Raw genomic sequence first — 22925 nt, 5'->3', positions numbered from 1 at the left:
TCAGGCCATTATTCGTTTTTCGCCAGCAGCAAAGAGAGATCAAGCTTCGCCAGCGTGCGGCTGGCGCTTTCCGGCAGACCGCCGTCAGTAATGATCTGATCAAACTCACTTAACGGTAACGCCAGCCATGTCGCCACCTGACCATATTTCGTGGCATCACAGACCAGAATCCGCTGGCGACTGGCACTGGCAATCGCCCGTTTCACCGTGACTTTATCTTCCGCTGGCGTAGAGATCCCCCGCACACTCCATGACGATGCAGAAATAAAAGCCTGATCAATCATCAAGCTGCGTAGCATGGTCGCGGCGGCTTCTCCGACACAGGAACGGTTTTCCCGACAAACTGCACCACCAGTGTGAATAATTGTGCAATTACTGTTGTCGAGCAAGTAGTTTGCGATAACGAAATCGTTGGTGACTACAGTGAGTGGCTCCATGTGAATCAAATGCTGTGCAATCGCTAACGTGGTCGTTCCCGCATCCAGATAGATACAACTCCCCGGCTGAACGAGACTTGCCGCCAGCTTGCCAATAGCCGCTTTTTGCGTCATTGCCAGCGCAGTTTTTACCTGGTGAGAAGGTTCATGCGCCACACGTCCCGGCGACTGGACACCTCCGGACACCAACACAACAGCGCCCTGCTGCTCCAGTTTTTGCAAATCCCGACGAATGGTCATATGTGACACATTCATTCTGTCCGTCAGTTCAGCAATACTGACAATGCCTTTTTCAGCTACCATCTCAAGGATGATTTGGCGACGCTCTACGGGTATCAACTTTTGCTCCTTCCTTTGTCCTGCGGACATTCTACGCTATTTGCCTGCGAAACGTGCGCAACGCAACTATCGCTTAGTTCACATAAAATAACACGCCATGTTAATTTTTGTGAATCAGCTCACCATATCGTTATCGCCTGGCGCTTATATTCACAACATCAAACAAAATATCACTTAAATTAACAAGGAGAGCAGATGAAAACGGGATCTGAGTTTCATGTCGGTATCGTTGGTTTAGGGTCAATGGGGATGGGAGCGGCGCTGTCGTGTGTCCGCGCGGGTCTTTCTACCTGGGGCGCAGACCTGAACGCCAATGCCTGCGCTACGCTGAAAGAGGCTGGCGCTTGCGGGGTTTCCGATAACGCCGCGACGTTTGCCGAAAAACTGGATGCTCTGCTGGTGCTGGTGGTAAATGCGGCCCAGGTCAAACAAGTACTGTTTGGTGATAAAGGCGTTGCACAGCATCTGAAACCCGGCACGGCTGTAATGGTTTCTTCCACTATCGCCAGTGCTGATGCGCAGGAAATTGCCACTGCTCTGGCTGCGTTCGATCTGGAAATGCTGGATGCGCCAGTTTCTGGTGGCGCGGTAAAAGCCGCTAACGGTGAAATGACCGTTATGGCCTCCGGTAGTGATCTTGCCTTTGAACGCCTGACCCCCGTGCTGGAAGCCGTCGCCGGAAAAGTTTATCGCATTGGTGCAGAGCCGGGTCTGGGTTCGACAGTAAAAATTATCCACCAGTTGTTAGCTGGCGTGCATATTGCTGCCGGGGCCGAAGCGATGGCGCTTGCTGCCCGTGCGGGGATCCCACTGGATGTAATGTATGACGTCGTAACCAATGCCGCCGGAAATTCGTGGATGTTCGAAAACCGGATGCGCCATGTGGTGGATGGCGATTACACCCCGCATTCTGCCGTAGATATTTTTGTGAAGGATCTCGGGCTGGTTGCTGATACCGCTAAAGCCCTGCACTTTCCGCTGCCGTTGGCCTCAACAGCGTTGAATATGTTCACCAGCGCCAGCAACGCAGGTTACGGAAAAGAAGACGACAGCGCAGTCATCAAGATTTTCTCTGGCATCACTCTACCGGGAGCGAAATCATGATCAGGATTGGCGTTATCGCTGATGATTTTACCGGCGCGACGGATATCGCCAGTTTTCTGGTGGAAAATAGTCTGCCAACGGTGCAAATCAACGGTGTCCCGACAGGGGAAATGCCGGAAGCAATCGATGCCGTTGTGATCAGTCTGAAAACTCGCTCCTGCCCGGTGGCAGAAGCCACACAGCAATCGCTGGCGGCTCTGCGCTGGTTGCAACAACAAGGTTGCAAACAAGTCTACTTCAAATACTGCTCCACTTTCGACAGTACTGAGAAAGGCAATATCGGCCCGGTGACTGATGCATTAATGGATGCACTCGACACGCCGTTTACGGTCTTTTCCCCGGCTCTGCCAGTCAACGGGCGTACGGTTTATCAGGGTTATTTGTTCGTGATGAATCAACTGCTGGCCGAATCCGGGATGCGGCATCATCCAGTAAATCCTATGACCGACAGCTACCTTCCGCGTCTGGTTGAAGCACAATCCACAGGGCGCTGCGGCGTCGTTTCGGCGCATATTCTCGAAAAAGGTGTGGAAGCCATGCGTCAGGAACTGGCCCGTTTACAGCAAGAGGGCTATCGCTACGCGGTGCTTGATGCCCTGACCGAACGCCATCTGGAAATTCAGGGTGAAGCCTTGCGTGATGCCCCATTAGTAACCGGCGGTTCTGGCCTTGCGATAGGTCTGGCCCGGCAGTGGGCGCAAGAAAACGGTAACCAGGCACGCGAAGCAGGGCGTCCACTCGCAGGGCGCGGCGTAGTGCTCTCCGGTTCATGCTCACAAATGACCAATTGCCAGGTGGCACATTACCGTCAGATTGCGCCAGCCCGTGAAGTTGATGTGGCACGTTGTCTCACAACAGAAACACTGGTCGCTTATACACACGAACTGGCGAAATGGGTTCTGAGTCAGGAAAGTGAACTTGCTCCGCTGGTTTTTGCCACCGCCAGCACCGACGCGCTGGCCGCTATTCAACAGCAATATGGCGCACAAAAAGCCAGCCAGGCAGTGGAAGCGCTGTTTTCGCTACTGGCTGCCAGGTTAGCGGCGGAAGGTGTAACGCGTTTTATTGTCGCAGGCGGTGAAACTTCCGGAGTGGTCACGCAGAGTCTGGGCATAAAAGGGTTCCATATTGGCCCAACAATTTCCCCCGGTGTGCCGTGGGTTAACGCACTGGATAAACCTGTCTCACTGGCCCTTAAATCCGGCAATTTCGGTGACGAAGCCTTTTTTTCACGAGCCCAAAGAGAGTTTCTACCATGAGCGATTTCGCAAAAGCAGAGCAGTCTTTGCGAGAAGAGATGACGCGGATTGCCAGTTCGTTCTTTCAGCGCGGCTATGCCACCGGTTCGGCTGGCAATCTGTCGCTGCTTTTGCCTGACGGGAATTTACTGGCAACGCCGACAGGTTCATGCCTGGGTAATCTCGATCCGCAGCGGCTTTCCAAAGTCACCGCGGATGGCGAATGGCTAAGTGGTGACAACCCCTCAAAAGAAGTGCTCTTTCATCTGGCGCTGTATCGCAATAATCCGCGCTGTAAAGCTGTCGTGCATTTGCACAGTACGTGGTCGACGGCACTTTCCTGCCTTCAAGGGCTGGACAGCAGTAACGTTATTCGTCCGTTCACACCGTACGTGGTGATGCGGATGGGGAACGTCCCGTTGGTGCCCTATTATCGCCCGGGCGATAAACGCATCGCACAGGATCTGGCGGAACTGGCAGCAAATCATCAGGCCTTTTTGTTAGCAAATCATGGCCCAGTGGTTTGCGGTGAAAGCCTGCAAGAAGCTGCCAACAATATGGAAGAGCTGGAGGAAACGGCCAGGCTGATTTTTATTCTCAGCGACCGCCCGATCCGCTATCTGACCGCAGATGAAATTGCGGAATTAAGGAGTTAATGCAATGCCTCGTTTTGCAGCTAATTTATCCATGATGTTCACCGAAGTGCCTTTTATTGAACGCTTCGCCGCAGCGCGAAAAGCTGGTTTTGATGCCGTGGAATTTCTGTTTCCCTATGACTATTCCATCCAGCAAATCCAGCAACAACTGGCGCAAAACCATCTGACGCTGGCGCTGTTCAATACCGCTCCTGGGGATGTTAATGCGGGTGAATGGGGATTATCCGCCCTTCCCGGACGTGAGCACGAAGCTCGCGCGGACATCGATCTGGCTCTGGAATATGCGCTGGCGCTCAATTGCGAACAAGTTCATGTGATGGCAGGAGTAGTGCCCGCAGGCGAAGACGCTGAACGGTATCGGGCAGTGTTTATCGATAATCTCCGCTACGCTGCCGATAGCTTTGCGCCGCACGGCAAGCGAGTTTTGGTTGAAGCACTCAGCCCAGCCGTTAAACCTAGTTATCTCTTCTCCAGTCAGTATCAGGCACTGGCAATTGTTGAAGAGGTCGCTCGCGATAATGTGTTTATTCAGTTGGATACCTTCCATGCGCAAAAAGTAGATGGCGACCTGACGCATTTAATCCGCGATTACGCTGGGAAATATGCCCACGTGCAAATTGCCGGACTGCCTGACCGACATGAACCAGACGATGGCGAGATCAATTATCCGTGGCTGTTTCGCCTGTTCGATAAGGTGGGATATCAGGGTTGGATCGGTTGTGAATACAAACCCCGCGGCCTCACCGAAGAAGGGCTTGGCTGGTTTGACGCCTGGCGCTAATTCGCTAAATCCATAATTACAACGTACCCATACATCCCCCCATCTACGGATGGGGTAGGTTAACTATAACTTTCAGACAGGGTTTTCCATGTCCACAATTACATTGTTATGCATTGCGTTAGCTGGCGTAATCATGCTGTTGCTGCTGGTCATCAAGGCAAAGGTACAACCATTCGTCGCGCTGCTTCTCGTCAGCCTGTTAGTCGCACTTGCAGCGGGTATCCCGGCTGGCGAAGTAGGTAAAGTGATGATCGCCGGGATGGGTGGCGTGCTTGGCTCCGTCACCATTATCATCGGCCTTGGCGCTATGCTGGGACGCATGATCGAGCACTCTGGCGGCGCAGAATCACTGGCCAATTATTTCAGCCGCAAGTTAGGGGATAAACGAACAATCGCCGCACTGACTCTGGCAGCATTCTTCCTCGGCATCCCCGTCTTCTTTGATGTCGGCTTTATTATTCTTGCGCCAATCATTTATGGCTTTGCCAAGGTTGCAAAAATATCACCGCTTAAATTTGGTCTGCCTGTTGCTGGGATCATGCTGACCGTTCACGTAGCTGTGCCGCCACATCCTGGCCCCGTCGCCGCAGCGGGACTCCTTCACGCAGACATCGGCTGGCTGACCATAATCGGTATTGCGATTTCTATTCCAGTGGGCATTGTCGGCTATTTTGCAGCGAAAATAATCAATAAGCGCCAATATGCGATGTCGGTGGAAGTACTGGAGCAGATGCAACTGGCTCCAGCCAGTGAGGGAAACGCAACAAAATTAAGCGATAAAATAAATCCGCCAGGCGTAGCGCTGGTCACCTCGCTAATTGTTATCCCTATCGCGATTATTATGGCGGGTACGGTTTCGGCAACACTAATGCCAGCCTCGCATCCCCTGCTTGGTACGTTGCAACTGCTCGGCTCACCGATGGTAGCATTGATGATTGCGCTGGTACTGGCGTTCTGGTTATTGGCCTTACGTCGCGGCTGGAGCCTGCAACACACCAGCGATATTATGGGCTCAGCCCTTCCCACTGCGGCGGTAGTTATTCTGGTTACTGGAGCTGGTGGGGTGTTCGGCAAAGTGCTGGTGGAATCTGGCGTCGGTAAGGCTCTTGCCAACATGCTACAAATGATTGACCTGCCTCTGTTGCCTGCGGCATTTATTATTTCACTGGCGCTGCGTGCATCGCAGGGTTCGGCAACCGTAGCAATCCTGACAACAGGCGGACTGCTTTCAGAAGCGGTTGTGGGGCTGAATCCGATTCAGTGCGTACTGGTGACACTGGCGGCCTGCTTTGGTGGGCTTGGCGCATCGCACATTAACGACTCCGGTTTCTGGATCGTCACCAAATATCTGGGTTTATCGGTGGCAGATGGTCTGAAAACCTGGACAGTGTTAACGACCATCCTCGGTTTTACCGGATTCTTAATCACCTGGTGCGTGTGGGCAGTAATTTAACCTTAGCGAAAAGGTTCGATGGGTACTTGCTGCGGCGATCCCATTGGTAACCGCGTGGATGATGAATTTTTGGGGCGTTTGAGTAGAGAAGAGCAGGTGTTGTTTATGCGACTGGTGCGCAAGATGATGAACACATAGGGTGCTGATTGCCGGATGCGACACTGTCGCATCTTATCCAGGCGACAAAATACACCAACGCCCCAAACAAAAGAAAAAGGCCAGCCTCATATGAGACTGGCCTTTCTGACAGATGCTTGCTTATTCGCGGAACAGCGCTTCGATATTCAGCCCCTGAGTCTGCAAAATCTCACGCAGACGGCGCAGGCCTTCAACCTGAATCTGGCGAACACGTTCTCGTGTGAGGCCTATTTCACGACCTACATCTTCCAGTGTTGCCGCTTCATACCCCAGCAAACCGAATCGACGTGCCAGCACTTCACGCTGCTTGGCGTTCAGTTCGAACAGCCATTTGACGATGCTCTGCTTCATATCGTCATCTTGCGTAGTGTCTTCCGGACCGTTCTCTTTTTCGTCGGCCAGGATGTCCAGCAACGCTTTTTCGGAATCACCACCCAGCGGGGTGTCTACCGAGGTAATGCGCTCGTTAAGACGAAGCATACGGCTGACGTCATCAACTGGCTTATCCAGTTGCTCTGCGATTTCTTCCGCGCTCGGTTCGTGATCCAGCTTATGGGACAACTCACGTGCGGTTCGCAGGTAAACGTTCAGCTCCTTTACGATGTGGATTGGCAAACGAATCGTACGGGTTTGGTTCATAATCGCCCGTTCGATCGTCTGGCGAATCCACCATGTTGCGTATGTTGAGAAGCGGAAACCACGTTCCGGGTCAAACTTCTCAACCGCGCGGATCAGCCCCAGGTTACCCTCTTCGATAAGATCCAGCAACGCCAGACCACGATTGCCATAACGGCGGGCAATTTTTACCACCAAACGCAAGTTACTCTCGATCATCCGGCGGCGGGAGGCGACATCTCCACGCAGTGCGCGACGCGCAAAATAAACTTCTTCTTCGGCCGTTAACAGTGGCGAATAACCAATCTCACCAAGGTAAAGCTGAGTCGCGTCCAGCACACGCTGTGTGGCACCCTGCGATAACAGCTCCTCTTCGGCCAAATCGTTATCACTGGGTTCCTCTTCAACTAAGGCCTTTTCGTCAAAAACCTCAACTCCGTTCTCATCAAATTCCGCATCTTCATTTAAATCATGAACTTTCAGCGTATTCTGACTCATAAGGTGGCTCCTACCCGTGATCCCTTGACGGAACGCTCAAGCAAAAGCCTGGTTCCGCCGAATTATCGCTGCGGTAAATAACGCAGCGGGTTTACGGATTTCCCCTTGTAACGAATTTCAAAATGCAATCGTGTTGAACTGGTTCCGGTGCTACCCATGGTTGCTATTTTTTGCCCCGCCTTCACTTCTTGTTGTTCCCGGACCAGCATTGTGTCGTTATGGGCGTAGGCACTCAGGTAATCATCATTATGTTTGATGATAATCAGATTACCGTAGCCGCGCAGCGCATTACCGGCATAAACAACGCGGCCATCTGCGGTCGCGATAATTGCCTGTCCTTTGCTACCTGCGATATCAATCCCCTTGTTGCCTCCCTCAGAAGCGCCAAAGGTTTCAATCACTTTGCCCTCAGTTGGCCAGCGCCAGGTGGAAATCGGCGTACTGGTTGATGTACTGCTGACAGTCGGCTCGGTTGTGCTTGCTGTTGGTACAGTTACAGGCGCTGTGACCGTGGTCGCAGTTGGCTTGTTGTTCGGCAACATTTTGTTAGCACTCTGTTCACCCGAAGATTCAGAATACGTAATTGTCGGTTGCGACGCAACAGCAACGGTGGAATTTTGTGCAGGCTTGATCACAACTCCTTGCTCTGCTGCATCCGCCTGGGTAATGGCATTTCCGCCAGTGATTGGCGTGCCAGAAGCATTGCCAACCTGTAAAGTCTGACCTACGTTCAACGCGTATGGTGCCTCAATATTATTACGTTGGGCGAGATCGCGGAAATCGTTACCGGTGATCCAGGCAATATAGAAAAGTGTGTCGCCTTTTTTCACGGTATAAGTACTACCGCTATAACTGCCTTTCGGAATATTCCCGTACTGACGGTTGTAGACGATACGCCCATTTTCCATTTGCACCGGTTGCTGAGTGACAGGCTGCACCGGCTGGATTTGTGGTTGTTGCGTAGATTGAATTTGTGGCTGCTGTACCGGCTGAATTTGCGGTTGCTGCGTTTTAGACGTCGTCCCCATCTTCGGTGGCGGCGTAATCAACATACCAGAATTGGTATTTGCAGGCGCATTGCCATTGACGGAGCTGACCGGTGCCGGTGGATTTGAAGTGTCAGAACAGCCAGCCAACCATAGCGAAACCAGTGACAAAGCCGCAATACGGCGAACGGTGAATTTTGGGCTTCCCGCGCTCATTTATCCCCCAGGAAAAATTGATTAATAACCAGTGACATAATTACCGTGCAAGGCACCCTACTGAACACTGGAAAAGATGTTCACGATACGCTGACCTGCTGCAAAATAACCAGGAAAATTCCAGGTATTTCCTCGCACTTTAAGCCAGCTCCCCCTTCACTAAGGGAACAAAGCGCACGGCCTCTACGGTATCGATAATAAATTCGCCCCCGCGACGACGCACCCGCTTCAAATACTGGTGCTCTTCCCCTACCGGCAAGACGAGAATCCCGCCTTCATCCAGTTGCGTCATTAGTGCAGTAGGAATTTCGGGCGGTGCTGCCGTTACAATGATAGCGTCAAACGGCGCACGTGCTTGCCAACCTTGCCATCCATCGCCGTGACGGGTTGAAACATTATGTAAATCAAGATTTTTCAGGCGACGACGCGCCTGCCACTGCAATCCTTTAATCCGTTCAACCGAACATACATGCTGGACAAGATGTGCAAGGATTGCCGTTTGATAGCCCGAACCGGTGCCGATTTCCAGCACCCGCGACTGCGGCGTCAGTTCGAGTAATTCGGTCATTCGCGCCACCATGTACGGCTGCGAAATTGTCTGCCCCTGACCTATCGGCAACGCGATATTGTCCCAGGCTTTTTGTTCAAACGCTTCATCAATGAATTTTTCACGCGGCACGGCGGCAAGTGCGTTCAACACCTGCTCATCCTGAATACCTTGCGCACGTAATTGATCCAGAAGTGCTTGTACGCGTCTGCTTACCATTGCGTGCCAACTCCCACGCTGTTTAACCAGTCTGAAACCACATCTTGCGCGTTGTGCGCGGTTAAATCTACATGCAGCGGCGTGATGGAGACATAGCCTTCATCTACCGCAGCAAAATCAGTCCCCGGACCGGCATCGCACTTACCGCCCGGCGGGCCAATCCAGTACAGCGTATTACCGCGCGGATCCTGTTGCGGGATAACTTGATCTGCCGGATGTCGTGTACCGCAGCGAGTGACGCGGATACCTTTAATCTGATCCAGCGGTAAATCCGGGACGTTAATATTGAGAATACGCCCGGTGCGCAGCGGCTCTTTGCACAGTGCGCGCAAAATAGAACAGGTTACCGCCGCAGCAGTGTCATAATGCTTATGCCCGTCAAGCGAGACGGCCAGCGCTGGAAAACCTAAATGACGGCCTTCCATCGCGGCTGCCACCGTACCGGAATAGATAACATCATCACCCAGATTCGGCCCGGCGTTAATGCCCGAAACCACAATATCCGGACGCGGACGCATCAGTGCATTCACACCAAGATATACACAATCGGTCGGGGTTCCCATTTGCACGGCGATATCACCATTTTCAAAGGTAAACGTGCGCAGGGAGGATTCCAGTGTCAGAGAATTTGAAGCGCCGCTGCGGTTACGATCGGGGGCAACCACCTGAACGTCAGCAAACTCACGCAAGGCTTTCGCCAGCGTTTGTATACCGGGTGCATGTACCCCGTCATCATTACTCAGCAATATGCGCATAATCACCTGTTGTGTTGATAAGTTCCCTGACAACGCTGGTTGCAAAACTTCCCGCCGGAAGCCAGAAACGGATTTCTACGGTGACGTCATCCCACCAGTTCCAGCTTAATTGTTGTGGATATAACAGCATCGCTCTGCGCGCGGCGTCTACTTTTTCGCGTACCAGTAATGCTTGCAATTCAGTTTCGTCGGCAACCGCCGCTTGTTCGAATGCCAGCGCCTCACGCTGGGTACCCCACTCGCCGCTACCGGGCAAAGCAGCGGTAATCATCAGCTCTTTATCGTTGACGCGACGCTGTAATTCCGCCATTTCATCGTTAGTAGCAACAAACCAGCTACCACGCCCCGCTAATTGTAGCGCATCGCCGTCAACAACTTGATTAACGTCCGCTTTTTTGAGGCGCTCAGCAACAATCTGATTAAACAACGCACTACGGGCTGCCGACAACCAAAAACTGCGTTTATTGCGATCGCGCACCGGTGTATTCGTTTGCGCCCAGCGCAGCGCTCCCTGCAAGTTACTGCCGCCAATACCAAAACGTTGCGCACCAAAGTAGTTCGGTACACCTTTCACGCAAATATCGATCAGACGCTGTTCAACGTCATCGCGATTGCTCACTTCGCGTAGCACCAGGGTAAAGGCGTTACCTTTCAGCGCCCCTAAACGCAGCTTACGCTTGTGCCGCGCATACTCCAGCACCTGGCAACCTTCCAGTTGAAACGCACTCAGATCAGGCATTTCTTTGCCCGGTACACGCGCGCATAACCACTGTTCCGTAACGGCATGTTTGTCTTTCTGCCCCGCGAAGCTGACTTCACGAGCATGAATTTTCAGGAATTTTGCCAGTGCGTCCGCCACAAACCGGGTATTGCAACCGTTTTTAAGCACCCGCACCAGAATATGCTCACCTTCACCATCAGGCTCAAAGCCTAAATCTTCCACCACCACAAAGTCTTCCGGGTTGGCTTTCAGCAGCCCGGTGCCTTGCGGTTTGCCGTGGAGGTAAGTGAGATTATCAAACTCAATCATTTTGTTGCCTTAATGAGTAGCGCCACCGCTTCACAGGCAATCCCTTCCCCACGTCCGGTAAATCCAAGTTTTTCCGTGGTGGTGGCTTTCACGTTAACATCATCCATATGGCAGCCGAGATCTTCGGCAATAAACACGCGCATTTGTGGAATGTGCGGCAGCATCTTCGGTGCCTGAGCGATGATAGTGACATCAACGTTGCCGAGGGTATACCCCTTCGCCTGAATGCGTCGCCAGGCTTCGCGTAGCAGCTCGCGGCTATCGGCACCTTTAAATGCCGGATCGGTATCCGGAAACAGCTTGCCGATATCCCCCAGCGCCGCGGCACCAAGTAGTGCATCGGTCAGCGCATGCAGCGCCACGTCGCCATCAGAATGCGCCAACAGCCCTTTTTCGTAAGGAATGCGCACGCCACCAATGATAATTGGGCCTTCGCCACCAAAGGCGTGTACATCAAAACCGTGTCCAATTCGCATTATGTATTCTCCTGATGGATGGTTCGGGTGAGGTAAAATTCAGCAAGCGCCAAATCTTCCGGGCGCGTGACTTTAATGTTATCCGCACGGCCTTCGACAAGCTGCGGATGAAAACCGCAATATTCCAGCGCCGAGGCTTCATCGGTAATGGTTGCGCCTTCATTTAAAGCACGCGTCAGGCAGTCATATAACAGCTCTCGAGGGAAAAATTGCGGCGTCAGCGCGTGCCATAAACCGTTGCGATCAACGGTATGTGCAATGGCATTTTTATCAGGTTCGGCGCGTTTCATGGTATCGCGCACCGGAGCGGCAAGAATCCCCCCCGTGCGGCTGGTTTCGCTCAGAGTTAACAGCCGTGCAAGATCATCCTGATGCAGGCAAGGACGAGCGGCGTCATGCACCAACACCCACTGCGCGTCGCCAGCAGCTTTCAGTCCTGCCAGCACAGAATCGGCACGCTCTTCACCACCATCAACAACAGTGATTTGCGGATGATTCGCCAGAGAAAGTTGTGCAAAACGACTATCGCCCGGGCTTATTGCAATGACGACACGCGTCACCCGGGGATGCGCCAGGAGCGCATACACCGAGTGTTCAAGAATGGTTTGATTACCTATTGAGAGATATTGCTTAGGACATTCCGTTTGCATTCGGCGGCCAAATCCGGCCGCCGGAACCACGGCGCAAACATCCAAATGAGTGGTTGCCATGTTAATTCCTGGGCTGATTTATCGATTGTTTTGCCCCGCAGACTGCGCGCGCTTCGACGCGTCAGGCACCAGACGATAAAAAGTTTCGCCCGGCCTGGTCATGCTGAGTTCATTACGCGCACGCTCTTCGAGCGCCTCCTGGCCGCCATTGAGATCGTCAATTTCGGCAAAAAGCTGATCGTTTCGCGCTTTAAGTTTCGCGTTTGTAGCTTGCTGTGCCGCCACATCATCATTGACGCGGGTATAGTCATGTATACCGTTCTTACCGAACCACAGCGAATACTGTAGCCAGACCAGAATAGCCAGCAACAGCAGCGTTAGTTTACCCATCCTGCCCCCTGAAAAACGGCATCATCATCCCATGCATCCGAAGACGACTCTACATCCTCTGTTGGGGATACCGCGACAACGCGGGCAAATGTACCACATTTGTCCATTGTTACGTATACCCAGGGCGTGCAGAACATAATCTCATTATTGGTTACGGTTTGAATTATGAACAGACCAGACGGGAAAGAACAAATTAGCCCAGCAACCACATAAACAGTGCGGCAAACATAATGCCGACTGTCACCAGGGTGAAAACAATGCTGTAGCGTAGCTTTCCGTCCATCAATGAATGCAGCGCAATACCCACCACCACCGCGACGGGCATCAGCGCCAGAAAGAAAGGCCAGGTATAGATAAAGAAGAACAGCGTGTTAGAGCCATAAATCAACATCGGTATCGCCAGCGCGCACAGCCAGGAGACAAAACCGACCACGGCCCCTGACAGCGACCATGTGGTTTCTTCATCTTCGGTAAGGCTTTCGCTATTTGTTAGTGTAATGTTATGGCTATTACGCATATCGGATCCTGTTACTTTGACGAACCGGGCATGTAAACCCGGCGGTGTCTCAGGATCTGATAATATCGTTCTGTCTCAGTAGATCTAATAATTGCTGAACCAAATTTGTTACCAATTGTTCACCATTGAGATGAATTTCTGCTGATTCAGGCGCTTCGTAAACGGCATCTATCCCCGTAAAGTTACGCAGTTCACCGGCACGCGCTTTTTTATATAAACCTTTTGGATCGCGAGCTTCACAAATCGCCAACGGCGTATCGACAAACACTTCGATAAACCGCCCTTCTCCTACACGTTCGCGAACCATCTGACGTTCAGCGCGATGTGGTGAGATAAACGCAGTCAGCACTACCAGACCGGCTTCAACCATTAAATTCGCCACTTCGCCAACCCGACGGATATTTTCTTTACGATCGGCATCGCTAAAACCGAGATCGCTGCATAAACCGTGGCGAACGTTGTCGCCATCCAGCAAATACGTGCTGACGCCAAGTTTATGCAGCGCCTCCTCCAGCGCCCCGGCAACTGTCGATTTCCCTGAACCAGAGAGGCCGGTAAACCACAACACAACACCACGATGCCCGTGGTGTTGCTCGCGCTGTTGTGGAGTCACCGGATGACTATGCCAGACGACGTTTTCGTCATGCAGCGCCATTATTTACCTCCCAGCAAATCGCGCGCGCCCCAGTGTGGGAAGTGGCGACGTACCAACGCATTCAGTTCCAGCTCAAATGCGCTAAATTCTGATGGCGCAACGGCAGCCTCATTTTTCGGCTCATGCACCATACCGGCACCAACGGTCACGTTGCTCAGGCGATCGATAAAAATCAGCCCACCAGTTACCGGATTTTGTTGATAACGATCTAACACTAGCGGCTCATCAAAAGTGAGATCCACCAGACCAATGCCGTTCAGCGGCAGATTTTCAACTTCACGCTGGTTAAGGTTATTAATATCAATCTGATAATGAATGTCATCAACACGAGCACGCGTCTTCTTCCCGGCAATTTTGATGTCGTAACTCTGCCCTGGGGAAAGCGGTTGTTCCGCCATCCATACCACATCCACTGACGCGCTCTGCACCGTCGACAACGCTTCATCTGCTGCCAGCAGCAAATCGCCACGACTGATGTCGATCTCATCCGTCAGCACCAGGGTGATCGCTTCTCCGGCAAAGGCGTCTTCGCGATCGCCATCAAACGTGACGATCCGCGCAATATTTGACTCAACACCAGAGGGGAGCACTTTGACATGTTGCCCGACTTTCACGCTGCCAGAGGCCAGCGTTCCTGCGTAGCCTCGAAAATCAAGATTCGGGCGGTTAACGTACTGCACCGGGAAGCGCATTGGCTGGTCATCAACCACTCGCTGAATCTCAACGGTTTCCAGCACTTCCAGCAGTGTCGGGCCGCTGTACCACGGCATACTTTCACTTTGCGAAGCAACATTATCGCCTTCCAGCGCGGAGAGCGGCACAAAGCGGATATCCAGATTGCCCGGCAGTTGCCCGGCAAAGGTCAGATAATCTTCACGAATGCGGGTGAACGTTTCTTCGCTGTAATCCACCAGATCCATCTTGTTGATCGCCACTACCAGATGTTTGATCCCCAGAAGCGTGGAGATAAAACTGTGACGACGGGTTTGATCAAGCACACCTTTACGGGCGTCGATCAATAAGATCGCCAGATCACACGTCGACGCGCCGGTCGCCATATTGCGGGTGTACTGCTCGTGCCCTGGGGTGTCGGCAATAATAAATTTGCGTTTTTCGGTGGAGAAATAACGGTAAGCCACGTCAATGGTGATGCCTTGTTCACGCTCAGCCTGCAGGCCATCCACCAGCAGCGCCAGATCCAGTTTTTCACCCTGGGTGCCGTGGCGTTTACTGTCGTTATGCAGCGATGAGAGCTGATCTTCGTAGATCTGGCGGGTATCGTGCAACAGGCGACCTATCAGGGTACTTTTGCCGTCATCAACGCTGCCACAGGTCAGAAAACGCAGCAGGCTTTTGTGTTGTTGCGCGATCATCCAGGCTTCGACTCCGCCTTCATTGGCGATTTGTTGTGCAAGTGCGGTGTTCATCTTAAAAATACCCCTGACGTTTTTTCAGCTCCATAGAACCGGACTGGTCGCGGTCAATCACACGGCCCTGACGTTCGCTGGTAGTGGAAACCAGCATCTCTTCGATGATCTCGGGCAGTGTTTGCGCGTTTGACTCTACTGCGCCGGTCAGCGGCCAGCAGCCCAGCGTACGGAAACGCACCATCCGTTTTTTAATCACTTCGCCGGGTTGCAGGTCGATACGGTTGTCATCAATCATCATCAACATACCGTCGCGTTCCAGAACCGGACGTTCAGCAGCAAGATACAGCGGAACAATGTCGATATTTTCCAGCCAGATGTATTGCCAGATATCCTGCTCGGTCCAGTTAGAGAGTGGGAAGACGCGGATACTTTCGCCTTTGTTAATCTGCCCGTTGTAGTTATGCCACAGCTCCGGACGCTGGTTTTTCGGATCCCAGCGATGGAAACGGTCACGGAAAGAGTAGATACGTTCTTTAGCGCGGGATTTCTCTTCATCGCGGCGCGCGCCGCCGAAGGCAGCATCAAAACCATATTTGTTCAGCGCCTGTTTCAGGCCTTCGGTTTTCATGATGTCAGTGTGTTTGGCGCTGCCGTGAACGAATGGATTAATCCCCATCGCCACACCTTCTGGATTTTTATGCACCAACAGCTCGCAGCCGTAGGCTTTTGCCGTACGATCGCGAAATTCATACATCTCACGGAATTTCCAGCCGGTATCAACATGCAGCAACGGGAAAGGCAGCGAACCTGGATAAAACGCCTTGCGCGCCAGATGTAGCATGACGCTGGAATCTTTGCCGATGGAGTAGAGCATCACCGGATTTGAGAATTCTGCCGCCACCTCGCGAATGATGTGGATGCTTTCCGCCTCCAGTTGCCGCAGGTGAGTCAGTCGTTTTTGGTTCATAACCGTTCCTTTGCAATACTGCTATTTGCTTGCCATCAGATATTCCGACTATAGGGAGCGTAAGAGTGCGAATGAAATTACCAATTAGAATGAGTAGTTCCTTAACGGAATAACGATTTGGCAAAGCTAATATCAAAAAGTGCTTAAGGCTCCGGATTTCGGGCATTTAGGAAGATTTGAAATTGTTTTAGCGCAGCGGCAGTTTCATACTATGGCGGTAAAAAAATTTGCATGGTATTTAAGGACTCACTATGTTTTCCGCATTGCGCCACCGTACCGCTGCCCTGGCGCTCGGCGTATGCTTTATTCTCCCCGTACACGCCTCGTCACCTAAACCTGGCGATTTTGCTAATACACAGGCGCGACACATTGCCACTTTCTTTCCGGGGCGAATGACCGGAACACCCGCAGAAATGTTATCTGCCGATTATATCCGGCAACAGTTTCAGCAAATGGGTTATCGCAGTGATATCCGGACATTTAATGGCCGATATATTTATACCGCCCGCGATAACCACAAAAACTGGCATAACGTGACAGGAAGTACGGTGATTGCCGCTCATGAAGGCAAAGCACCGCAGCAGATCATTATCATGGCGCATCTGGATACCTACGCCCCACAGAGCGACGCGGATGCCGATGCCAATCTCGGCGGGCTGACATTACAAGGTATGGATGATAACGCCGCAGGTTTGGGGGTCATGCTAGAGCTGGCAGAACGCCTGAAAAATACGCCAACCGAATATGGTATTCGTTTTGTGGCGACCAGTGGTGAAGAGGAAGGGAAATTAGGCGCTGAAAATTTACTCAAACGAATGAGTGACGCCGAAAAGAAAAATACTCTGCTGGTGATTAATCTCGATAACTTAATTGTCGGTGATAAATTGTATTTCAACAGTGGCGTAAAAACCCCCGAAGCAGTAAGGAAATTAACGCGCGATCGGGCGCTGGCAATTGCCCGCAGTCATGGAATTGCCGCGACGACCAATCCTGGTTTGAATAAAAATTATCCAAAAGGCACCGGGTGTTGTAATGACGCTGAAGTTTTTGACAAAGCCGGTATTGCTGTACTTTCGGTAGAAGCAACAAACTGGAATCTGGGAAATAAAGATGGTTATCAGCAACGCGCAAAAACAGCCGCATTCCCCGCAGGAAATAGCTGGCATGACGTAAGACTGGATAATCAACAGCATATTGATAAGGCACTTCCAGGAAGAATAGAACGCCGCTGCCGTGATGTTATGCGGATAATGCTGCCACTGGTGAAGGAACTGGCGAAGGCGTCTTGATGGGTTTGAGCTGATTCCCCATGACTGTGAGGAGTCAATTCTGCCTATAAAAAAATAGGGTGCAGGAGGCCAAACTATAACAATTCAATACGCGGGGTTTCACCCCCGCGTGGTGGCTACTTCTTCGGTTCGTAAGCGAGAACAGCCTTAAACTCCATACCACGTTCTCTGATATTCAACTCACACAACGAGTCGTCTACCATCAGCGTGAATCCCAGTACTGTACAACACAGCACTATGACTGCCACAAGGGCATATTTTGTTAGCATGTCTTGCCTCTCTGCAAAGAAGAGACTAGCATTCGAATTGTTGGGTTCGAACGTAGGCCTCAGGTGGATAGAAATATCGCCTGGGGCTTTTGTCCATCTGGAACCTCGCGAATGCTTAACGCCAGACAGCCTCAAGCACCCGACGCCATTCTATACCTGTTGATTCTCCCTGCGACGTTCTCGTTTAAAGGCCAGAATGCTGCTCGCAAAATAAAAACGCCCCCATCATTTCTGACAGAGGCGTTTAATTTATCCGGAAATATTTACCCTTCGTGTAATCCACATTCCCTTTTTAAGCCAAAGAAGCGCGTTTCTTCTTCGGCCATGCCGGGTTCCCATTTACGGGTTGTATGGGTGTCGCCAACCGATAAATATCCTTCGTCCCATAATGGGTGATATTTCAGGCCATGTTTTTGCAGGTACTGATAAATAGTTCGGTTATCCCAGTCGATAATCGGCAGCACTTTAAATACGCCACGCTGGATAGCCAGCACTGGTAAATTGGCACGGCTGCCAGATTGCTCACGGCGCAGACCAGCAAACCACGTTTGCGCGTTAAGTTCTTTCAGTGCACGGTTCATGGGTTCGACTTTGTTGATCTCATTGTACTTTTCAATGCCTTCAACACCCTGCTCCCACAGTTTGCCGTAGCGTGCTTCCTGCCATGCGGCGCTTTCAGTGGCACGGTACACTTTCAGGTTGAGTTTAAGTTTGTCCGTTAACTCGTCAATAAAGCGGTAGGTTTCCGGGAACAGATAACCAGTATCGGTAAGAATCACCGGGATATTCGGGCAGATCTGGTTCACCAGATGCAGGCTGACTGCCGCCTGAATGCCAAAGCTGGAAGAGAGCACGTATTCGCCGGGCAGATTCTCCAGCGCCCAGGCAACGCGGCCTTCAGCGTCCAGTTTTTCCAGTTGAGCGTTGGTTTGTGCCAGAGCCAGAATGCGCTCTACCTTCGGCAGTTCATTCAGGTCGTTTAGATCAAGTCTGGACATAGATTCCTCACTGTTTGCCTTGCCTGATGCGACGCTTATGCGTCTTATCAGGCCTACAAAACCGAGCAGACGCGGCGATTTATGTTAATCCCACAAATCGCGAGCCGGATCGAGCACCGGGCGAATGATGCCCGCACGCACCGTAAAGTCACCGAAGCCTTCACCCGCTTCGCGCTCTTTCGCCCAGCGCCCTATCAGTTCATCAAGCGACGCCAGGATTTCCGGCTCGGTGATGTTTTCTTTATACATCCGTGGGATACGTGTCCCCATACGGTTGCCGCCAAGATGCAGGTTGTAGCGCCCCGGCGCTTTACCCACCAGACCAACTTCTGCCAGCATCGCCCGGCCACAGCCGTTCGGGCATCCCGTCACACGCATTACGATATGCTCATCGCTGATGCCATGTTTCGCCATTAAGTTATCGATGTTGTCGATAAACGAGGGCAGGAAACGTTCGGCTTCCGCCATCGCCAGCGGACAGGTCGGGAATGACACACATGCCATTGAGTTTTCACGCTGTGGTGTGACGGCATTCATCAACCCGCTCTCTTTGGCGATCTTCTCGATCTTCGCTTTTTCACTTTCCGGTACACCCGCGATAATCAGGTTCTGGTTCGCCGTAATGCGGAAATCGCCTTTGTGGATCTTTGCGATCTCCAGCAGACCGGTTTTCAGCGGACGCCCCGGATAATCGAGAATACGACCATTTTCGATAAACAGCGTCAGGTGCCAGTTATCATCGATACCCTTAACCCAGCCGATGCGATCGCCGCGTCCGGTAAATTCATACGGGCGGATCGGTTCGAACTTGATCCCCGCGCGACGTTCAACTTCCGCCTTAAACGTCTCTACCCCCACGCGTTCCAGCGTGTATTTGGTTTTGGCATTTTTACGGTCAGTACGATTACCCCAGTCACGCTGAGTCGTAACCACAGCTTCCGCCACTGCCAGCATATGCTCAAGTGGCAGATAACCAAACTCGCTCGCCGTGCGGGCATAGGTTTTTTTATTGCCGTGTTCCATAGAAAGGCCGCCACCCACCAGCAGGTTGAAGCCCACCAGCTTGCCGTTTTCCGCGATAGCCACAAAGTTCATGTCGTTGGCGTGCAGATCGATATCGTTCTGCGGCGGAATAACCACCGTCGTTTTGAACTTACGCGGCAGATAGGTCTGCCCGAGGATCGGTTCTTCATCAGTGGTAGCAACTTTCTCCTGATCGAGCCAGATCTCCGCATAGGCGCGGGTACGCGGCAACAGATGTTCAGAGATCTTCTTCGCCCACTCATAGGCTTCCGCGTGCAACTGTGACTCGTACGGATTCGAGGTGCACAGCACGTTACGGTTCATGTCGTTGGCGGTCGCCAGCGCATCAAGACCGACTGAGTGCAACATTTGGTGTGCAGGTTTGACGTTCTTTTTCAGAATACCGTGGAACTGGAAGGTCTGACGGTTGGTCAGGCGAATGCTACCGTAAATGGTGTTTTCCACTGCAAATTTGTCGATCGCCTGCCACTGTTTGGTGGTGATAACGCCCCCCGGCAGGCGGCAGCGGAGCATCATGGCGTGACGCGGCTCCAGCTTCTGTTCAGCTCGTTCGGCGCGAATGTCGCGGTCATCCTGCTGATACATGCCGTGGAAGCGGATCAGCAGGAAATTATCGCCCTTAAACCCGCCAGTCAGGCCATCATTCAAATCTTCGGCAATCGTGCCGCGCAGAAAGTTGCTTTCAAGCTTCATGCGCTCGGCGTCTGCCAGTTTACCTTCGACCACTAAAGGCCCTGGATGTTTTTCGCTCATTAGTAGACATCTCGCTGATAACGGCGCTCTACGCGCAGCTCACTTAAAAATTCATCCGCCGCTTCAGTGTCCATGCCACCAAATTCGGCAATCACTTCCAGAAGTGCCTGTTCAACGTCTTTCGCCATGCGATTAGCGTCGCCGCAAACATAAATGTGGGCACCGTCATTGATCCAGCGCCACAGCTCTGCCCCCTGTTCACGCAGTTTGTCTTGTACGTAAATTTTTTCTTTTTGATCGCGTGACCAGGCCAGATCGATACGCGTCAGCACGCCCTCTTTGACATAACGCTGCCATTCCACCTGGTAGAGGAAATCTTCCGTAAAGTGCGGATTGCCGAAGAACAACCAGTTTTTGCCCGGCGCTTCGTCGGCAGCACGCTGCTGCATAAAGGCGCGGAATGGCGCGATACCGGTGCCAGGGCCAATCATAATCACCGGGGTTTCCGGGTTAGCTGGCAGGCGGAAGTTGTCGTTATGTTCGATAAAGACGCGAACTTCGCCCTCTTCTCCCACGCGATCCGCGAGGAAGCTGGAGGCACCACCGGCACGGGCACGGCCTTCCACGTCATAACGCACAACGCCGACAGTAACGTGCACTTCACTCTCGACTTCCGCCTGCGATGAGGCGATGGAATAAAGGCGCGGCGTCAGCGGACGCAAAATACTGATGAACGCATCAGCGTCCAGTTGTGCCGGAGAGAAACGCAACATATCGACAATCGGCGTCGTCGCAGCGTAATACTGCAACTTCGTTTTATCGCCCACCAGCGGCAGCAGCGTTTCGCTGCGCGTTAAGGTGGCGTAATTTTCAACAATGTTCGCGGTGTTGACGGTCAGTTCAAAATGCCACTGTAAGGCTTCCGCCAGCGGCAGCGTTTTGCCCTCGACAGTGACGGGTTCATCGCCTTTCAGCCACAGCAGTTCGACAATCTCTTTTACCAGTGCCGGATCGTTCTGATACCAGACACCCAGCGCATCGCCCGGCTGATAGCGCAGGCCTGAATCACCTAAATCGATCTCAATATGGCGAACGTCTTTTTCAGAGTTACGTCCAGTGATTTTCTGGTTAACAGAGAGGCTCGCCACCAGCGGCGCTTCTTTACTATACGGACTGGTGTGGATTTCATTCACCGCGCCAGTGGCGACGGATGTCGAAGGTGCTGCGACAGGCGCGCGCGATTTCAGTACATCAACTACATGGGCGCGCCATTCGCTGGCGGCTGCCTGATATTCAACATCGGCATCGACCCGGTCGAGCAGGCGTTCGCCGCCCAGTTCAGCCAGTTTGCTGTCGAAATCTTTACCGGACTGGCAGAAAAACTCATAAGAGGTGTCACCGAGGCTAAACACAGCAAAAGCGGTGTTTTCCAGTTTCGGCGCTTTTTTGGAGAACAGAAACTTGTGCAGCGCGACGGCTTCTTCCGGCGGTTCCCCTTCACCTTGTGTTGAAGTCACCACGATAAGCAGTTTTTCGCTGGCGATTTGTTTGAATTTATAGTCGCCTGCGTTCACCAGCTTAGCGTTCAGTTTTGCCGCTAATAAGTCGTCACGTAATGCTTCAGCGACCCGGCGAGCATTACCCGTTTGCGAGGCGGAGATGATGGTGATACCCGGCATTTCTGCGGCTGGTGTAGCGGCAAGTGTACCTGGCTGCTGGTTAAGCATTCCCCAGAAATAACCAGATACCCACGCAAGCTGGGTCGGTGTCAAATCAGTAGTGGCTGCCTGAAGGCGAGCCAGTTGCTCCGGATTCAGCGGAAGCAAAGCGGAAGGAGGGACCTGTGTCGTCATGCGTCGTTATGTTCCAGTAAGCAAAGCTGTTTATCGGCCCTGTCAGCGCCCATAAAACAGAAGAGAAGGTAAGGTTAACGGCGCGAAGGGGGTGGATTAAAGACGGGATAGCGATAACTAATAACCAAATCGACTAACCTGTTTTAGCAATAGTCTTTAACAACAAAATAGATTTATTAACTCAATGAAAAATAGATAAATATCGACCGCAATTAAGATAAATCGGTCATTTTGCGCAACAAACCCGTTTTTGGTAATGCGAAAAAACAGGCTTTCCGGTACTCTACGGCGGTTTTATCGTCCAGTAGAGAAATTATGATGTCCACCACGTTATTTAAAGATTTCACCTTCGAAGCCGCTCACCGCTTACCACACGTCCCAGAAGGGCATAAATGTGGTCGCCTGCACGGGCATTCTTTTATGGTGCGCCTGGAAATTACCGGGGAAGTCGATCCGCATACGGGCTGGATTATCGATTTCGCTGAACTGAAAGCGGCGTTTAAACCGACTTACGATCGTCTCGACCACTATTATCTCAATGATATACCCGGCCTGGAAAACCCGACCAGCGAAGTTTTAGCAAAATGGATTTGGGATCAAGTTAAACCCGTTGTACCACTATTAAGCGCTGTGATGGTGAAAGAAACCTGCACCGCAGGCTGCATCTATCGCGGTGAATAATCAGAGTGTGTCGGCGGTCAATTTCCCTTAAGTAACGCTATGTTAGGGTGTTGTGCTCTGG

Annotated in this window: 24 protein-coding genes; 7 read left to right on the top strand and 17 right to left on the bottom strand. The window is 52.1% G+C overall.

From position 1 onward, the window contains the following. Positions 1–8: 8 nt before the first annotated feature. The gene (gene ygbI / locus A9587_RS16070; RefSeq protein ID WP_016249120.1) at positions 9–776 is read right to left on the bottom strand and encodes a DNA-binding transcriptional repressor YgbI; all 768 of its coding nucleotides are present in this window, start codon (positions 774–776) and stop codon (positions 9–11) included. Positions 777–971: 195 nt separating this feature from the next. Here ygbI and ltnD point away from each other — a divergent pair, with 195 nt between their 5' ends. The 5 genes from ltnD (at position 972) to A9587_RS16045 (ending at position 6008) form a co-directional block, all read left to right on the top strand. Next, positions 972–1880 carry an L-threonate dehydrogenase gene (gene ltnD, locus A9587_RS16065; RefSeq protein ID WP_000847962.1) on the top strand — a complete coding sequence of 303 codons (909 nt, stop codon included), beginning with the start codon at positions 972–974 and terminating at the stop codon, positions 1878–1880. Beyond that, complete coding sequence (gene otnK / locus A9587_RS16060; RefSeq protein WP_016249122.1) at positions 1877–3139, top strand: 3-oxo-tetronate kinase; 1263 nt, start codon at positions 1877–1879, stop codon at positions 3137–3139. Before ltnD ends, otnK begins: the two co-directional genes overlap by 4 nt. Continuing rightward, positions 3136–3774 (top strand): 3-oxo-tetronate 4-phosphate decarboxylase, encoded by a 639-nt coding sequence (otnC, locus tag A9587_RS16055; protein ID WP_105263603.1) that lies wholly within the window; start codon positions 3136–3138, stop codon positions 3772–3774. Before otnK ends, otnC begins: the two co-directional genes overlap by 4 nt. A gap of 4 nt (positions 3775–3778) precedes the next feature. Further along, a complete protein-coding gene (locus A9587_RS16050) occupies positions 3779–4555 on the top strand; it encodes an HPr family phosphocarrier protein (RefSeq protein WP_105263602.1) in 777 nt (258 codons plus the stop codon). A gap of 88 nt (positions 4556–4643) precedes the next feature. Continuing rightward, positions 4644–6008, top strand: a complete 1365-nt coding sequence (locus tag A9587_RS16045; RefSeq protein WP_000104436.1) for a GntP family transporter — start codon at positions 4644–4646, stop codon at positions 6006–6008. Between the two features lie 258 nt (positions 6009–6266). On the opposite strand, the gene rpoS is transcribed toward A9587_RS16045, so the two are convergent. From rpoS to cysD, 12 genes are all read right to left on the bottom strand, one after another. Then, positions 6267–7259 carry an RNA polymerase sigma factor RpoS gene (rpoS, locus tag A9587_RS16035; RefSeq protein WP_000081550.1) on the bottom strand — a complete coding sequence of 331 codons (993 nt, stop codon included), beginning with the start codon at positions 7257–7259 and terminating at the stop codon, positions 6267–6269. A 62-nt stretch (positions 7260–7321) separates the two neighbouring features. Then, positions 7322–8410 carry a murein hydrolase activator NlpD gene (nlpD, locus tag A9587_RS16030; protein WP_233461570.1) on the bottom strand — a complete coding sequence of 363 codons (1089 nt, stop codon included), beginning with the start codon at positions 8408–8410 and terminating at the stop codon, positions 7322–7324. Between the two features lie 190 nt (positions 8411–8600). Continuing rightward, complete coding sequence (gene pcm / locus A9587_RS16025) at positions 8601–9227, bottom strand: protein-L-isoaspartate O-methyltransferase (RefSeq protein ID WP_000254703.1); 627 nt, start codon at positions 9225–9227, stop codon at positions 8601–8603. Next, complete coding sequence (surE, locus tag A9587_RS16020) at positions 9221–9982, bottom strand: 5'/3'-nucleotidase SurE (RefSeq protein WP_001516955.1); 762 nt, start codon at positions 9980–9982, stop codon at positions 9221–9223. The genes pcm and surE overlap by 7 nt, the downstream gene beginning before the upstream one ends. Then, on the bottom strand, positions 9963–11012 hold the full coding sequence (truD, locus tag A9587_RS16015) for a tRNA pseudouridine(13) synthase TruD (protein ID WP_000568971.1): 1050 nt from the start codon (positions 11010–11012) through the stop codon (positions 9963–9965). Before truD ends, surE begins: the two co-directional genes overlap by 20 nt. After that, positions 11009–11488: a 2-C-methyl-D-erythritol 2,4-cyclodiphosphate synthase gene (ispF, locus tag A9587_RS16010; RefSeq protein ID WP_001219242.1), complete on the bottom strand. Its 480-nt coding sequence runs from the start codon at positions 11486–11488 to the stop codon at positions 11009–11011. Before ispF ends, truD begins: the two co-directional genes overlap by 4 nt. Continuing rightward, entirely contained in the window at positions 11488–12198 is a 711-nt protein-coding gene (gene ispD, locus A9587_RS16005) for a 2-C-methyl-D-erythritol 4-phosphate cytidylyltransferase (protein ID WP_000246161.1), read from the bottom strand. The genes ispF and ispD overlap by 1 nt, the downstream gene beginning before the upstream one ends. Positions 12199–12216: 18 nt before the next feature. Beyond that, a complete protein-coding gene (gene ftsB / locus A9587_RS16000; protein WP_000517476.1) occupies positions 12217–12528 on the bottom strand; it encodes a cell division protein FtsB in 312 nt (103 codons plus the stop codon). Positions 12529–12721: 193 nt separating this feature from the next. Continuing rightward, positions 12722–13045, bottom strand: coding sequence for a DUF3561 family protein (locus A9587_RS15995; protein ID WP_001246116.1), 324 nt, complete (start codon positions 13043–13045; stop codon positions 12722–12724). Positions 13046–13094: 49 nt separating this feature from the next. Next, complete coding sequence (gene cysC, locus A9587_RS15990) at positions 13095–13700, bottom strand: adenylyl-sulfate kinase (RefSeq protein WP_001173652.1); 606 nt, start codon at positions 13698–13700, stop codon at positions 13095–13097. Beyond that, positions 13700–15127, bottom strand: coding sequence for a sulfate adenylyltransferase subunit CysN (gene cysN / locus A9587_RS15985; protein WP_001090336.1), 1428 nt, complete (start codon positions 15125–15127; stop codon positions 13700–13702). The genes cysC and cysN overlap by 1 nt, the downstream gene beginning before the upstream one ends. A 1-nt stretch (position 15128) precedes the next feature. Further along, positions 15129–16037 carry a sulfate adenylyltransferase subunit CysD gene (gene cysD / locus A9587_RS15980; protein WP_001072281.1) on the bottom strand — a complete coding sequence of 303 codons (909 nt, stop codon included), beginning with the start codon at positions 16035–16037 and terminating at the stop codon, positions 15129–15131. A 251-nt stretch (positions 16038–16288) separates the two neighbouring features. Here cysD and iap point away from each other — a divergent pair, with 251 nt between their 5' ends. After that, on the top strand, positions 16289–17326 hold the full coding sequence (iap, locus tag A9587_RS15975; RefSeq protein ID WP_000490394.1) for an alkaline phosphatase isozyme conversion aminopeptidase: 1038 nt from the start codon (positions 16289–16291) through the stop codon (positions 17324–17326). 116 nt (positions 17327–17442) lie between these two features. On the opposite strand, the gene A9587_RS15970 is transcribed toward iap, so the two are convergent. From A9587_RS15970 to cysJ, 4 genes are all read right to left on the bottom strand, one after another. Further along, positions 17443–17595, bottom strand: coding sequence for a Hok/Gef family protein (locus A9587_RS15970; RefSeq protein WP_000956462.1), 153 nt, complete (start codon positions 17593–17595; stop codon positions 17443–17445). 263 nt (positions 17596–17858) lie between these two features. After that, a complete protein-coding gene (gene cysH / locus A9587_RS15960; protein WP_001516956.1) occupies positions 17859–18593 on the bottom strand; it encodes a phosphoadenosine phosphosulfate reductase in 735 nt (244 codons plus the stop codon). 84 nt (positions 18594–18677) lie between these two features. Next, positions 18678–20390, bottom strand: coding sequence for an assimilatory sulfite reductase (NADPH) hemoprotein subunit (cysI, locus tag A9587_RS15955; RefSeq protein ID WP_105263600.1), 1713 nt, complete (start codon positions 20388–20390; stop codon positions 18678–18680). Continuing rightward, entirely contained in the window at positions 20390–22183 is a 1794-nt protein-coding gene (gene cysJ / locus A9587_RS15950) for an NADPH-dependent assimilatory sulfite reductase flavoprotein subunit (RefSeq protein WP_016249126.1), read from the bottom strand. The genes cysI and cysJ overlap by 1 nt, the downstream gene beginning before the upstream one ends. A 315-nt stretch (positions 22184–22498) precedes the next feature. On the opposite strand from cysJ, the gene queD reads away from it, so the two are divergent. After that, positions 22499–22864, top strand: a complete 366-nt coding sequence (queD, locus tag A9587_RS15945; protein WP_001329795.1) for a 6-carboxytetrahydropterin synthase QueD — start codon at positions 22499–22501, stop codon at positions 22862–22864. Positions 22865–22925 lie beyond the last annotated feature (61 nt).

Origin of the sequence: Escherichia sp. MOD1-EC6162 (assembly GCF_002965125.1) — a bacterium.
GTDB lineage: Bacteria > Pseudomonadota > Gammaproteobacteria > Enterobacterales > Enterobacteriaceae > Escherichia > Escherichia marmotae.
The sequence above is the reverse complement of the archived record's forward strand: the minus strand, read 5'-3'. Positions and strand labels throughout refer to the sequence as shown.